Origin of the sequence: Streptomyces sp. PsTaAH-137 (assembly GCF_003259365.1) — a bacterium.
In the GTDB taxonomy this organism is placed as follows: Bacteria; Actinomycetota; Actinomycetes; order Streptomycetales; family Streptomycetaceae; genus Streptomyces.
The window spans coordinates 47,983-61,063 of the sequence record NZ_QLLY01000006.1; the positions used below are offsets into that span (position 1 = coordinate 47,983).

Below are 13,081 nucleotides of genomic sequence, written 5' to 3' on the forward strand. Positions count from 1 at the left end.
GGCTGTATCCGTTTACACACCCCGCGGTATCGGTCTCACGGCGTGGGTCCGGCCCCCGCCAGCAGGCGCAGCGGCTCCAGGTTCGCGACCCGCAGGATGCTCGGGCCGGTCTCCACGAGGCCGCGCTCGCGCAGCAGCCGCAGCGCCTTGGCGACGGCCTCGCGGGTGCAGCCCACGGCCGCGGCGAGTTCGTGCTGGGCCAGTGGCAGGGCGATGGTGACGACCGTGCCCTGCGTGCGCCCGGTGCGCTCGGCGAGTTCGACGAGGGCCCGGCACAGGCGCTGCAGCACGGTGAGGGAGGCGAGGGCGCGCCGCTCGCGGTCGGCGCTGCGCAGTCGCTGCGTCAGCTGGCCCAGGACGAGGGCGGTGACGTGCGGCCGCTCCGACAGGAACCTGCGGAACGGGTCGCGGGGGACGACCAGGCCGGTCGTCGGGCTGAGGGTGGTGACCGACGCGCTGCGGGGCCGTCCGTCCAACGCGGCCATCTCGCCGATGAGTTCACCCTCGCTGCGCAGCCCCAGGATGAGCTGTCCGCCCCGCTCGGTGGCGATCCAGGCGGCGCACCAGCCCGTCAGGAGAAGCACGAGGTGGCTGCTGCGCTCCCCTTCGGTGAGCAGCGTCTCGTGCGCCGCGAAGGTGCGAGTGGTGCCCAGCGCCGTCAGCGTCCCGCGGTCGGCGGGGGAGAGCTGCGGCAGAAAGGCCTGATGTTCCCCGAATAACCCCATCCCGCCTCCCCCGACCTGCGCGTTCAACTCCACAGTAGCCACGGGGGAGCCGTCGCGTGAGCGAATCGGGGGGAGGCGGGATGGTGAAGATGGTGCGGGTGAGGTCCCGGCCGTACGCGCTATCCCGCCGTGCGCGGAATCCGCTCCTCCCACGTCCGGTGGAAGACGACCTCGCCGCCGTCCCGGCACACCACCTCGTTCGACGTCACGAACTCGGTCGCCGTGCAGGAGATCTCGGAGCGGGTCTGCACCGTCGCGTCCCACGCCATGTCGGGCCGGTGCAGCCGGATCGACCAGTCGGAGCGGGTGTGCGCCGACAGCGGATCGTCCTCCCGGATGGTGTAGGTCTCCAGCGCGTCCTCGGTGAACTCCAGGCCGTCCGGGTAGATCCGCGTGCCGCCGTAGCGCGGGTCGACCTCCAGCTTCCACTCGCCCTTGGCGACGTCCCGGACGACGAGCCGTTCGGGGCGCTGCTCCTCCAGTGAGGCCGGGTAGACGACGCCGAGCGGCGGGGACTGCTCCGGGTCCTCGAAGGTGATGGTGCCGCCCGGTTCGGCCGACCTCACCGGGAGTTCAAGCGCGCTGCCCAGCGGGTTCAGCGTGAACCCGGCCTGCGATCCGGCCTGCGGCCACACCCACGGCCAGTACGCCGAGGAGACCGCGAGCCGGATGCGGTGGCCGGCCGGGAAGGAGTGGCCGATGCCGTTCAGCTCGAAGGTGACGTCCTCGGTGGAGCCGGGCAGCCAGGGCACGTTCGCCGAACGGCCGTGCCGGGACGAGAGGTTGAGCACCCCGCGGGTCACCAGCGTCGAGGAGCCGTCCGGGGCGATGTCGCAGAGCCGGGCCACGATCTGCCCGCGCGACGCGTCCGACGACACCCGCAGGGTGACGCGCGGGCGGCCGAGCACCTGGACGTCCTCGGGCACCTCGAACTCGAAGCAGGCGCTCTGGGCGTCCTCGTCCCGCTGGTCGGGCGGCAGGTCCGCGTCGTTGCCGAACGGGAAGAAGCGGCCCGCGTCCAGGCCCGTGTGCTGCGGGGAGCGCACGACGACGGGGGAGCCCTGAAGCGCGTAACCCACCGTGGTGACGTTCGGGGACGGCCAGGACGGGTCGCCGACCCAGTGGCCGGGCAGGGTGTCGTAGACCGTCGCGGGCGGGTGCGAGTCGCTGAGGTACGAGCGGAGCTTCGGCTCGGCCATCACGCCGGTGTCCTCGCCCTTCAGCCAGTGGTCCCACCAGCGCAGCGTCTCCTGGAGGAAGCCGATCGCGGGGCCCGGCGGCAGGCCGCGGTCCGGGTACTGGTGCGACCACGGGCCGATCAGTCCGCGCACCTGGTCGTCCGGGAGGTGCTCGACGAGCCGGAGGACCGTGTCGCGGTACGGGTCGTGCCAGCCGCCGACCGCGAGGACGCCGGCCTTGATCGCCGAGTAGTCCTCGCAGACGCTGCCGTGCTTCCAGTAGGCGTCGCGCGTCTGGTGCTTGAGCCAGGTGTGGATGAACGGGTCCACGGCTTCCAGGCGCCGGGTCCACATCTCGCGCCAGCCGTCACCGACGAACTGCGGGTCCGGCGGACGCGAGACGAACGCCAGCATGGTGGCCGCCCACGCGTGCATGTCCACGGCGAGGACCGAACCGCCGGTGTAGTGCACGTCGTTGTCGTAGCGGTCGTCCGTGGAGCAGACCGTGACGATCGCCTTCAGGGGCTCGGGGGCGAGGGCCGCGATCTGGAGGGAGTTGAAGCCGCCCCAGGAGATGCCGAACATGCCGACCTTGCCGGACGACCAGGGCTGCTCGGCCAGCCAGTTGACGACCTCGACGCCGTCGCTGAGCTCCTGCGCGTCGTACTCGTCGCCCGGCAGGCCCTCGGAGTTGCCGTGGCCGCGCACGTCGACGCGTACGGAGGCGTAGCCGTGGCCCGCGTACCAGGGGTGGCGCTGCCAGTCGCGCGGCGCCGTCCAGTCCGAGAGCCGGTAGGGGAGGTATTCGAGGAGCACCGGAACCGGTTCGTCGGTGACCGGACGCCAGACCCGGGCGAAGAGCGTCGTCCCGTCGGAGAGGGGTACGCGGATGTCCTCACGAGTCGTGCCGTAGGGGAACTCGGTCCGGATGCGGGGGGATGCAGTGCTCATGGTGATACCTCAGTGAACGGGGTGCATGGTGCGGCGCAGCCACGGCGCCAGGGCGACGACGGCCACGCCGACCGCGATGGCGATGGCGCCGTTGACGCCGAAGTACGCGGGGTTGGAGACCTCGCCGTAGAGCTTCACGGTCTGTGCCTGGATGCCGTTGGCGAGGGCGAGGGAGAGGAACCAGAGCGACATCGTCTGGTTCGCGAAGGCCTTCGGGGCGAGCTTCGTGGTCGCCGACATGCCCGACGTCTCAAGGAGGATGTCGCCGAGGCCGAGCAACAGGTACGAGCCGACGATCCACCAGGCGGACATCAGGTACGTGTCGCCGCTGTGCCCGGACGTGGGCAGCACCATGAGGACGAAGGACAGGCCGCCGAGGATCACGCCGATGGCGATCTTGTTGGAGGCGTGCGGCTGGCGCGGGCCCATCCGGGCCCACACGGTGGCGACGACGGGCGCGAGCGCCACCTCGAAGGCGCCGAGGGCGGAGGCGTACCAGCTGGCCGGGAAGTGGAAGCCGAAGATCTCGGTCCTGGCGTTCGTCGAGGCCAGCAGCATCATCGTGGAGTAGGCCTGGAACAGGATGAAGTTGAAGGCGACGGAGGCCAGGAAGAGCACCACGTAGGGCTTGAGCCGTCCGCGTTCCTCCGTCGTGACCCGGGGGCTCCTGAACATCACCACGAAGTACACGACCGGCGCGATCACCGAGATGATCGTCAGCAGGTCGACGAAGCGGTCCATGGTCAGCCAGCCCACGGCCGCCAGGAGCCCGGCGAGCGCGGCCACCACGACGGCGCCGACCACGATCGTGCGGACCGCACGGCGCAGCGCGTCGTCGGGCAGCCGGTACTCGGCGGTGGCCTTGCGGCCGGCCAGGTGACGGCGTCCCGCCACGTACTGGATCAGGCCGAAGGTCATCCCGACGGCGGCCGCCGAGAAGCCCCAGTGCCAGCCCTTGTGGTCGCCGAGCCAGCCGGTGATCAGCGGTCCGGCGAAGGCGCCGATGTTGATGCCCATGTAGTACAGGGCGAAGCCGGCGTCGCGGCGCTCGTCGTCGGTGCGGTAGAGCTTGCCGACCATGGTGGCGACGTTCGGCTTGAGCAGGCCGGTGCCGGCGCTGATCAGGCCCAGGCCCACCCAGGTCATCGTCGCCGTCGGCACCGCCATCGAGTAGTGGCCGCAGGCGATGAGGATGCCGCCCCACAGCACGGCCCGGTAGGAGCCGAGGATCCGGTCGGCGAGCCAGCCGCCCGCGACGGAGACCAGATAGACGAGCGTGCCGTACGCGGCCGAGACCGACGCGGCGGTGCCGGGGTCCATGCCCATGCCGCCGTGTGCGACGGTATCGGCGAAGAACAGGACGAGAATGGCCTGCATGCCCAGGAACGAGAAACGTTCCCAGACCTCCAGGCCCGACAGCGTGAGCAGCCCGCGGGGCTGCCCGAAGAAGGCGGTGTTGTCGCCCGGCGGCGGCTGGTCGGCCGCGTTGTCGGAGTCCGTGGCTATGCGGGACAAGTGGTGTACTCCCGGTCGTATCGGCTGATCAAGAACATACCGGGGGTGTCTGGGACCCGCTCGATCTGGGTTGCACGGGCGGGCGCCCCCTGTGATCGAAACGCGACCGGATACGCTGACTTGGGTGATGGCAGCGACACATCGACAATCCGGGCCATCGACCGAATGATCGATCGAGATCGAAGCCGGGAGCGACGTTGCGAGCGAGGTCCGAAGCAGCGCCGGGACCGGCCGAGGGACCGGCCGGGATCGACCGCGTTCCGCCATGTGATCGTCGTGATCGTCAGCAGACAGGAGACCCACTCGTGACCGTCGTCGGGACTTTCGGTCTCAGCGTGAGGGACCAGGCTCTCGAAGCCGATGTCCAGGCCGGATTGGCGGCTGTCGAGGAGGGACTGCTCGAGGCCACCAAGAGCGAGGTTCCCTTCATCACGGAGGCCGCCCAGCATCTGGTGCGGGCCGGGGGCAAGCGGTTCCGGCCGCTGCTCGTGGCGCTCGCCGCGCAGTTCGGCGACCCCTACGCGCCGGGCGTCGTGCCCTCCGCCGTCGTCGTCGAGCTGACCCACCTGGCCACGCTCTACCACGACGACGTGATGGACGAGGCGGACGTGCGCCGCGGGGTGGCCAGCGCCAACGCCCGCTGGGGCAACTCGGTGGCCGTGCTCACCGGTGACTTCCTCTTCGCGCGCGCCTCGCACATCCTCGCCGACCTCGGCCCGGACGCCGTGCGCATCCAGGCGGAGGCGTTCGAGCGCCTGGTCACCGGCCAGATCCTGGAGACGGCGGGCCCGTCCGACGGCCGCGACCCGGTCGACCACTACCTGGACGTGCTCGGCGGCAAGACCGGCTCGCTGGTCGCCGTGGCCTGCCGGTTCGGCGCCATGATGTCCGGCGCCGACGAGACCGTCGTGGACGTCCTGACGCAGTACGGGGAGCGGCTCGGCGTCGCCTTCCAGCTCGCCGACGACGTGCTCGACATCGCCTCCGACTCGCACGAGTCCGGCAAGACCCCGGGCACCGACCTGCGCGAGGGCATCCCCACGCTGCCGGTGCTCCGGCTGCGTGAGCGCGCCGAGCTGCTCGGCCTCCCGGAGGACCGCGAGCTGGTCGAGCTGCTCGACTCGGACCTGACCGACGACGCCCGGCTCGCCGAGGCCGTGGCGCGGCTGCGCGCCCACCCGGCCCTGGAGCAGGCCCGCCGGGACACGGTGCGCTACGCGGAGGACGCCCGCGCGGCCCTCGCCCCGCTCCCGGAGTGCGAGGCGAAGGCGACGCTGGTGGAGCTGTGCGACGCGGTGGTGCACCGCGCCGGCTAGGACGGGTCACCACAGGGGCCGGACCGGGGGTGTGACGCAGGTCACACCCAAGGGTCGGCCCCTTCGTGTCATCCCGTAGGTGTACGCGGAGTTGATCCCGCGGGCTGACGCCTCAGCGTGGCCGGTTTGGTCAGATTGAGTACACCACTCCCGACCAATTCGGGTGAGAATGGCGGCTTGGGGTGGACGCCGCCGCCGATCACGGAGGTAGGGCAACAGACATGGCACCGTACGAAACCGAAGACAGCCAGGGCGGCCGCAGCGCCGTGCGCCGCAAAGCCGTCCGGTACGCGGTCCCGGTGACCGTGGTGGGGGTGGCCGCGGCGGCCATCGGACTCGTCCCCGCGCTCGCCGACTCCGGCGACCCGGACCTGCCGAAGATCAGCGCCCGCGAACTCATCGAGAAGATCGCCGCGTCGGACACCGAGCAGCTGTCCGGAACCGTCAAGATCCACACCGATCTGGGGCTGCCCTCGCTGGGCGGCGCCGCGTCCTCGTTCGGGGGCGGCGCGGGCAAGGGCTCCTCGTCGGCCGACCCGAAGGAGAAGCTGACCGAGCTGGCGAGCGGCACCCACACGCTGCGGGTCGCGGCGGACGGCCAGGACCGGCAGAAGCTGTCGGTGCTCGACGACGCGTCCGAGTACAGCGTGATCCACAACGGCGACGACCTGTGGGCCTACGACAGCGCGTCGGACGAGGCCTACCACGCCACCACCGAGGGCAAGGGCGACACGGGGCAGCGGAGCTCCGGAGCGCCCGCCACGCCCAAGGAACTGACCGACGAGATCCTCAAGGCGTCCGGCGACCACACCTCGATCACGGTCGACGGCACGGCGCAGGTCGCGGGCCGGGACGCGTACCGGTTGCAGATCAAGCCGAAGCAGTCGGGTTCGACGGTCGGCGCGGTCACGGTCGCCGTGGACGCGAAGACCGGCACGCCGCTGAAGTTCACGCTGACCCCGTCGAGCGGCGGCGCGGCCGTCGTGGACGCGGGCTTCACCAGCGTCGACTTCGGCAAGCCCGCCGCCTCGACCTTCGACTTCAAGCCCGCGAAGGGCACCAAGGTCACCGAGGCCGACGACGTGCCGGCCCAGGACCGCCCGGGCACGGGGCACGAGGAGTTCAAGGGCGCCCAGGGCCTCGACGGGCTCGACGTGATCGGTGAGGGCTGGACCTCGGTCGCCGAGCTGAAGCTGCCGAAGGAGGCGGCGGGCCTGGCCTCCGGGGCGGGCAGCGCCGACCTGCCGGCCGACGCCTCGCAGTTCCTGGACTCCCTCGGGGACCGGGTGAAGGGCGACTTCGGCTCGGGCACGGTCTACTCGACGCGCCTGATCAATGTCCTGGTCACCGAGGACGGCACGGTCTACGCCGGCGCGGTCACCAAGGACGCGCTGGTCAAGGCGGCCGACGCGGGCTGAGCCCGGGTGCGGCGACGACAGTGACGGTGAGGGGGCGGTGCGCACCCGGGCGGTGCGCACCGCCCCCTCACCGTCCGGCATATGAGTCCGGTTCATGAGGAGGGGTATGGCGGCGTCGGCCGGCCCGGACGTCTCGGTGATCGAGACCCGGGAGCTCACCAAGCGGTACCGCGGGGGCCAGCTCGCCGTCGACCGGCTCAGCCTGACCGTCCCCGAGGGCGCCGTCTTCGGTTTCCTCGGGCCGAACGGCTCGGGCAAGACCACCACCATCCGCATGCTGATGGGCCTGATCGAACCGACCGGCGGCACCGCCCGGGTCCTCGGCAACCCCATGCCGCGCGCGGTGCGGGCCGTCCTGCCGCAGGTGGGCGCGCTGATCGAGGGGCCCGCCCTGTACGGGTTCCTGTCCGGCCGGGACAATCTGCTGCGCTTCGACGCGGCGGACCCCACCGCCGACCCCCGCACCCGGCGCACCCGGGTCGCGCAGGCCCTGGACCGGGTGGGCCTGACGCCTGCCGCGGCCAAGAAGGCGAAGGCGTACTCGCTCGGCATGAAGCAGCGCCTCGGCCTGGCCGCCGCCCTGCTCCAGCCGCGCAGGCTGCTCGTCCTGGACGAGCCGACGAACGGCCTGGACCCGCAGGGCATGCGCGAGATCCGGACCCTGGTGCGGGAGCTGGCCTCCGACGGCACCACCGTCTTCCTCTCCTCGCACCTCCTCGACGAGATCGAGCAGGTCTGCACCCACGCGGCCGTGATGGCACAGGGCAGGCTGCTCACCCAGGGCCCGGTCGCCGAGCTGGCGGCGGGCGCCCGCGGAAAGCTCACCGTCACCACCCCCGACCCGGCGGACGCCCGTCGCGTACTGAAGGAGCACGGCATCACGGTCCTGGCGGCGGAGGGCGAGCGGGTGACGGCCGAGCCGCCGCCCCCGGAGACGGATCTCGCGGACCTGACCGCGGCCCTGGTGGCGGCCGGGGTGCGGGTGCGCGGGTTCGGCGTCGAACGGGCGTCCCTGGAAGACGCGTTCGTCGCCCTGACCGGGGAGGGCTTCGATGTCGCGGGCTGAAGCGGCGGCGACGCCGGTCCGGGCCGTGTGGACCCTGGGGCTGCTGCGCTCCGAACTGACGACCACCTTCCGGCGCTGGCGCACCCTCGCACTGCTCGCGGTCCTGACCGGGGTGCCGGTCCTCATCGGCATCGCCGTCAAGATCGAGACGGGCGACGGCTCGGGGATCGGCGGGGGCGGCGGCGAGAGTGCCGCGGGCCCGGCCTTCATCGCGCAGATCACGAACAACGGCCTGTTCCTGGTCTTCACCTCGCTGGCGGCGACCCTGCCGTTCTTCCTGCCGATGTCGGTCGGGGTGATCGCGGGCGACGCGATCGCGGGCGAGGCGAACGCCGGGACGCTCCGCTATCTGCTCGTCGCCCCCGCGGGCCGCACCCGTCTGCTGCTCACCAAATACGCGACGACCATGGCGTTCTGCCTGGTGGCGACCCTCGCCGTGGCGGTCTCGGCGCTGATCACCGGCGCGATCCTCTTCCCGCTCGGCGACCTGGTCACCATCTCCGGTACGCGGATCAGCTTCGCGGACGGCCTGTGGCGGGCCTTCCTCATCGCCCTGGTCGTGGCGGCCTCGCTGCTCGGGATCGCCGCTCTCGGCCTGTTCGTCTCGACGCTCACCGGAAGCGGTATCGCGGCGATGGCGACCACGGTGGGGCTGCTGATCACGGTCCAGATCCTCGACCAGATCCCGCAGCTCCACGCGATCCAGCCGTACTTCTTCTCCCACCAGTGGCTGTCCTTCGCCGACCTCATGCGCGAACCGGTCTACTGGACCGACCTGGTCAAGAACCTGGAGATCCAGGCGCTGTACGCGGCCGTGTTCGGCTCGGCGGCCTGGGCCCGCTTCACGGCGAAGGACATCACGGCGTAAGGGTCAGCTCGCGTACGGGAACGCGGCGAACGGCGCCTCCCGCGCGAAGAACGTCTTGGCCTCACGCAGCGCCCGCTCGTCCTTGAGTACGTCGCCGGGCTTGCTGCCGTTGCCCAGCAGGACGCCGCCGAACCGCATGCCCAGGTACGCGGCCGAGTTGTTGAGGGTGCCGACCAGCGGGTCGGCGACCTCGGGCTCCTCGTGCGCGAGCGCGGTCACGCCCCACAGGGTGCGCCCGGCGAGGGTCTGCTTGAAGTCGACGCCCGGGGTGCGCAGCCAGCCCGACCAGTGGTCCAGGTAGCGCTTGGTGGAGGCGGAGACGGAGTACCAGTACAGCGGCGAGGCGATCACCAGATCGGTGGCCGCCAGCGTCGCGTCCAGGAGGGTGGCCGTGGGCCCCTCCGTCGGCCGGACGTGGTCGCTGTCGTGGCGCAGGTCATCGAAATCGGGGAGCGGGTGCTCGGCGAGATCGATCCAGCGCTGGGTGACGCCCTGCGGCAGCTGCTCGGCGGCCTTGCGGGCCAGCGCCTCGGTATTGCCGCCGGGGCGGGCGCTGCCGAGGACGAAGAGGAAGCTGCGGGTGGCTGCGCCGGTGTCCGTGATCGTGGTCATGGTTCCCCCAGTGGTGCGCGTACGCCTTATAGATGCGTGTGCAGTATATGCAGGTGCATCGAGATGGCGGTAGGGGGCGTTCGTTGCGCGCGGCCCGGTGGCCGCTTCTCGCGCAGTTCCCCGCGCCCCTGAGATGCGCACTTCGTGCGCCATCTCATCAGGGAAGGCGCGCGAAGCGCAGCCTTCAGGGGCGCGGGGAACTGCGCGAGAAGCGGCCACCGGCCGTCAGATGGCGACGAGGCCCCGTGGGGCAGACGCGGATCTTCCAGTCGGCGGCACCCCGGGAGGGCGTCAGCACACGCAGAACTCGTTGCCCTCCGGATCCGCCATCACGATCCACTCGCCGCCCTGCGCCTTCACCCGTTCCACGACGCGCGCGCCGAGGCCGGTGATCCGGTCGGCCTCGGCGTCCCGGTGGCCCTGGTCCGGGTGGAGGTCGAGGTGCAGCCGGTTCTTGACCGTCTTGGCCTCCGGCACTCTCTGGAACAGCACCCGCCGGCCGAGCCCGGCCCCGGTCCGCTCGTCGACCGGGTCGTCCGGGTGGCGCACGGCGATCAGGTCCTTGAAGGCGCGCCGCCCCTGGAACGCGACGGTCTCCTCCTCGGGCAGCGCGCCGACGCCGATGAGCTGGTCGATCAGCGCGGCGTTGTCCTCCACCTCATAGCCGAGCGCCGCCGCCCAGAAGACGGCCTGGGCGTGCGGATCGGCGGCGTCCACGACGAGTTTCCAGTGCAGAGTCATGTGTCAGTTATAGAGCCGGGCACCGACAACATCCGGTCAGCGCGCGGTCTCCCGCTGCACCTCGGCCCCGGCCGGGTCGGGCACGGTCGCGGCGGCAGCCGCCGCCCGCGCCAGGCGCGCCCGCCCGGCCCGCGCGGAGCGCAGCGCGTCCCAGGTCAGCACCGCCAGCGCCGCCCACACGAGCCCGAACCCGGCCCACCGCTCGGCCGGCATGGCCTCGTGGAAGTACAGGATGCCCAGGGCGAACTGGAACACCGGCGCCAGATACTGGAGCAGCCCGAGCGTGGAGAGCGGCACCCGGATCGCGGCGGCGCCGAAGCACACCAGCGGGATCGCGGTGACGAGCCCGGTCGAGGCCAGCAGCGCCCCGTGCCCGAACCCCTCCTGGGCGAACGTCAGCCGTCCGTGCGCGGCGAGCCACACCAGATAGCCGAGCGCGGGCAGGAACTGCACGGCGGTCTCGGCGGCCAGCGACTCGACCCCGCCCAGATTGACCTTCTTCTTCACCAGGCCGTACGTGCCGAACGAGAAGGCCAGCGCGAGCGAGATCCACGGCGGCCGCCCGTACCCGACGGCGAGCACCAGCACTGCGAGCAGGCCGATCCCCACGGCCGCCCACTGCGCGGGCCGCAGCCGCTCCCCGAGCAGCAGCACGCCGAGCGCGATGGAGACGAGCGGATTGATGAAGTAGCCCAGGGACGCCTCGACCACGTGCCCGGCGTTCACCGACCAGATGTACAGGCCCCAGTTCACGGTGATGACGGCGGCGGCGACGGTCACCAGGCCGAGCCGCTTCGGCTGGCGCACCAGCTCGCGCAGCCAGCCCCACTTGCGGACGAAGAGCAGCGCGGCGCCCACCACGACCAGCGACCACACCATCCGGTGCGCCAGGATCTCCCCGGCGCCCGCGGGCTTGAGCAGCGGCCAGAACAGGGGGACGAGCCCCCACATCACATAGGCCGCCGCGCCGTTGACGACCCCGGCCCGCCCCTGCATGTCCTTCTCGCCCTCGGCCAACGCAGCCCCTCCTCCAGACGCACGGCAGCCCCGCGGCGGCCACCTCGAAGGTAGCGCCGCGGGGCGGGCGTGTCATTCCCGTATCGCGATACGGTCCTGACGGTTCGGGCTGTTCCGGAACGGGCTACTTCAGCGCCTCCGCGATGGCGTCCGCGACCGGAGTCGTCGGGCGGCCGATGAGCCGCGCGAGGTCGCCGTCGCCCCGCGCGAGCAGGCCCTTCGCGATGGCGGCGTCGACGTCCACGAGGATGTCGGCGAACGGGGCGGGGAGGCCCGCGCCGACCAGCACCTCGCGGTTCTGCTCCGGCGTCACGTTCCGGTAGACGACGTCCTTGCCGGACTGCCGGGCCACCTCGGCCGCGTACTCGACGAGCGACCAGGCGGTGTCGCCGCTCAGCTCGTACGCCCGGTTCTCGTGGCCCTCGCCGGTCAGTACCGCGACGGCGGCCGCCGCGTAGTCGGCGCGCGAGGCCGAGGCGACGCGGCCCTCGCCCGCGCTCGCCACGACGGCGCCGTGCTCCAGGACCGGGGCGAGGTTCTGCGTGTAGTTCTCGTGGTACCAGCCGTTGCGCAGGAACGTGTACGGCAGCCCCGAGTCGAGGATCGCCTGCTCGGTGACCTTGTGCTCGTCGGCGAGGGCGAAGTCGGCGTCGGGGCCGCCCAGGACGCCGGTGTACGCGAGCAGCGCCACCCCGGCCTCCTTCGCGGCGTCGATCACGGCCCGGTGCTGGGCCACCCGCTGCCCGACCTCGCTGCCGGAGACGAACACCACGCGGTCGCCGGCCCGGAAGGCGTCCTTCAGGGTCGCGGGCGCGCTGTAGTCGGCGATCCGCAGCTCGACTCCGCGGGTGGCGAGCTCTGCGCCCTTCTCCTGGCTGCGGACGACGGCGGCGATGTCCCCGGCGGGCACTCCCGCGGCGAGCAGCCCTTCGACGACGAGGCGGCCGAGGTGGCCGGTGGCACCGGTGACGACGAGACTCATGTCCGAAAACTCCTTGATGCGGCTTCTTGCGCGTTCTCCCTCACCGTAAAGCCTGCACTGTGGATTCGTAAGTACCCACTTTGAAGTAAGGTACTGGCATGGGAGTGAGCAAGGTGCGGGAGTGGACGATGTCCCCCGGCGAGGGGCTCTGCCCGCAGCGCCTCGTCCTGGAGCACGTCACGAGCCGCTGGGGCGTCCTGGTGCTGCTCGCCCTCTCCGAGCGCTCCTTCCGCTTCAGCGAGCTGCGCCGGGAGATCGGCGGCGTCAGCGAGAAGATGCTGACCCAGACCCTCCAGACCCTGGAGCGCGACGGCGTCGTCCACCGCGACGCCAAGCCCGTCATCCCGCCGCGCGTCGACTACTCGCTCACCGCGCTGGGCCGGGAGGCGGCCGAGCAGGTGCGGGCGCTCGCGGAGTGGACCGAGCGGCGCCTGGACGCCGTGGTCGAGGCGCGGGAGAGGTACGACGAGGCCCGGGTCTCCGGGTCGGCCGGGTGACGTAACTTCGCCGTGCGGAGGGCGGCGTGGTCGTCGAGGGCCGTTCGGCCCGGAATGGCCGTGCCCGATGCCGGGCAGACGCTTGGACGGGGCGTCGCTCCACATCAAACCCGCCATCCTTCCGTGCGCCCCCTGTCCGCCTCCCGCGATGTGCTAGGCCGCCCGGCATCCTGAAGGCGGGACGCTCGTCGCCGT

At 71.8% G+C, this 13,081-nt stretch carries 12 protein-coding genes; 5 read left to right on the forward strand and 7 right to left on the reverse strand.

Annotated elements, in window-relative coordinates; all coding sequences use genetic code 11:
* Positions 1 to 35 precede the first annotated feature (35 nt).
* From K377_RS14640 to K377_RS14650, 3 genes are all read right to left on the reverse strand, one after another.
* Positions 36 to 725: a Crp/Fnr family transcriptional regulator gene (locus K377_RS14640; RefSeq protein WP_111663779.1), complete on the reverse strand. Its 690-nt coding sequence runs from the start codon at positions 723 to 725 to the stop codon at positions 36 to 38.
* Positions 726 to 844: 119 nt separating this feature from the next.
* On the reverse strand, positions 845 to 2,854 hold the full coding sequence (locus K377_RS14645) for a CocE/NonD family hydrolase (protein ID WP_111663780.1): 2,010 nt from the start codon (positions 2,852 to 2,854) through the stop codon (positions 845 to 847).
* Positions 2,855 to 2,863: 9 nt separating this feature from the next.
* A complete protein-coding gene (locus K377_RS14650; protein WP_375605925.1) occupies positions 2,864 to 4,360 on the reverse strand; it encodes a peptide MFS transporter in 1,497 nt (498 codons plus the stop codon).
* A gap of 314 nt (positions 4,361 to 4,674) precedes the next feature.
* On the opposite strand from K377_RS14650, the gene K377_RS14655 reads away from it, so the two are divergent.
* From K377_RS14655 to K377_RS14670, 4 genes are all read left to right on the forward strand, one after another.
* Positions 4,675 to 5,685 carry a polyprenyl synthetase family protein gene (locus tag K377_RS14655; protein ID WP_111663782.1) on the forward strand — a complete coding sequence of 337 codons (1,011 nt, stop codon included), beginning with the start codon at positions 4,675 to 4,677 and terminating at the stop codon, positions 5,683 to 5,685.
* A gap of 221 nt (positions 5,686 to 5,906) precedes the next feature.
* Positions 5,907 to 7,103 carry a DUF2092 domain-containing protein gene (locus K377_RS14660; protein ID WP_111663783.1) on the forward strand — a complete coding sequence of 399 codons (1,197 nt, stop codon included), beginning with the start codon at positions 5,907 to 5,909 and terminating at the stop codon, positions 7,101 to 7,103.
* 106 nt (positions 7,104 to 7,209) lie between these two features.
* The gene (locus tag K377_RS14665; RefSeq protein WP_111663784.1) at positions 7,210 to 8,169 is read left to right on the forward strand and encodes an ABC transporter ATP-binding protein; all 960 of its coding nucleotides are present in this window, start codon (positions 7,210 to 7,212) and stop codon (positions 8,167 to 8,169) included.
* Positions 8,156 to 9,037 carry an ABC transporter permease gene (locus K377_RS14670; protein ID WP_111663785.1) on the forward strand — a complete coding sequence of 294 codons (882 nt, stop codon included), beginning with the start codon at positions 8,156 to 8,158 and terminating at the stop codon, positions 9,035 to 9,037. The genes K377_RS14665 and K377_RS14670 overlap by 14 nt, the downstream gene beginning before the upstream one ends.
* Before the next feature lie 3 nt (positions 9,038 to 9,040).
* Here the strand turns inward: K377_RS14670 and K377_RS14675 are convergent, their stop codons facing one another.
* From K377_RS14675 to K377_RS14690, 4 genes are all read right to left on the reverse strand, one after another.
* A complete protein-coding gene (locus K377_RS14675; protein WP_111663786.1) occupies positions 9,041 to 9,649 on the reverse strand; it encodes a flavodoxin family protein in 609 nt (202 codons plus the stop codon).
* Positions 9,650 to 9,940: 291 nt separating this feature from the next.
* On the reverse strand, positions 9,941 to 10,390 hold the full coding sequence (locus K377_RS14680; protein ID WP_111663787.1) for a VOC family protein: 450 nt from the start codon (positions 10,388 to 10,390) through the stop codon (positions 9,941 to 9,943).
* Positions 10,391 to 10,426: 36 nt separating this feature from the next.
* Positions 10,427 to 11,386, reverse strand: a complete 960-nt coding sequence (rarD, locus tag K377_RS14685) for an EamA family transporter RarD (protein WP_111664162.1) — start codon at positions 11,384 to 11,386, stop codon at positions 10,427 to 10,429.
* A 145-nt stretch (positions 11,387 to 11,531) separates the two neighbouring features.
* On the reverse strand, positions 11,532 to 12,389 hold the full coding sequence (locus tag K377_RS14690; RefSeq protein ID WP_111663788.1) for an SDR family oxidoreductase: 858 nt from the start codon (positions 12,387 to 12,389) through the stop codon (positions 11,532 to 11,534).
* Positions 12,390 to 12,487: 98 nt separating this feature from the next.
* Between K377_RS14690 and K377_RS14695 the strand changes: the two genes are divergently transcribed.
* Positions 12,488 to 12,886 carry a helix-turn-helix domain-containing protein gene (locus tag K377_RS14695; RefSeq protein WP_111663789.1) on the forward strand — a complete coding sequence of 133 codons (399 nt, stop codon included), beginning with the start codon at positions 12,488 to 12,490 and terminating at the stop codon, positions 12,884 to 12,886.
* The last annotated feature ends 195 nt before the right edge of the window (positions 12,887 to 13,081 follow it).

What these genes read in the sequence shown, in the direction of transcription:
- K377_RS14640 (WP_111663779.1), bottom strand. Translation starts at nt 725, where the DNA reads ATGGGGTTATTCGGGGAACATCAGGCCTTTCTGCCGCAGCTCTCCCCC.
- K377_RS14645 (WP_111663780.1), bottom strand. Translation starts at nt 2,854, where the DNA reads ATGAGCACTGCATCCCCCCGCATCCGGACCGAGTTCCCCTACGGCACG.
- K377_RS14660 (WP_111663783.1), top strand. Translation starts at nt 5,907, where the DNA reads ATGGCACCGTACGAAACCGAAGACAGCCAGGGCGGCCGCAGCGCCGTG.
- K377_RS14665 (WP_111663784.1), top strand. Translation starts at nt 7,210, where the DNA reads ATGGCGGCGTCGGCCGGCCCGGACGTCTCGGTGATCGAGACCCGGGAG.
- K377_RS14670 (WP_111663785.1), top strand. Translation starts at nt 8,156, where the DNA reads ATGTCGCGGGCTGAAGCGGCGGCGACGCCGGTCCGGGCCGTGTGGACC.
- K377_RS14675 (WP_111663786.1), bottom strand. Translation starts at nt 9,649, where the DNA reads ATGACCACGATCACGGACACCGGCGCAGCCACCCGCAGCTTCCTCTTC.
- K377_RS14680 (WP_111663787.1), bottom strand. Translation starts at nt 10,390, where the DNA reads ATGACTCTGCACTGGAAACTCGTCGTGGACGCCGCCGATCCGCACGCC.
- rarD (WP_111664162.1), bottom strand. Translation starts at nt 11,386, where the DNA reads ATGCAGGGGCGGGCCGGGGTCGTCAACGGCGCGGCGGCCTATGTGATG.
- K377_RS14690 (WP_111663788.1), bottom strand. Translation starts at nt 12,389, where the DNA reads ATGAGTCTCGTCGTCACCGGTGCCACCGGCCACCTCGGCCGCCTCGTC.
- K377_RS14695 (WP_111663789.1), top strand. Translation starts at nt 12,488, where the DNA reads ATGGGAGTGAGCAAGGTGCGGGAGTGGACGATGTCCCCCGGCGAGGGG.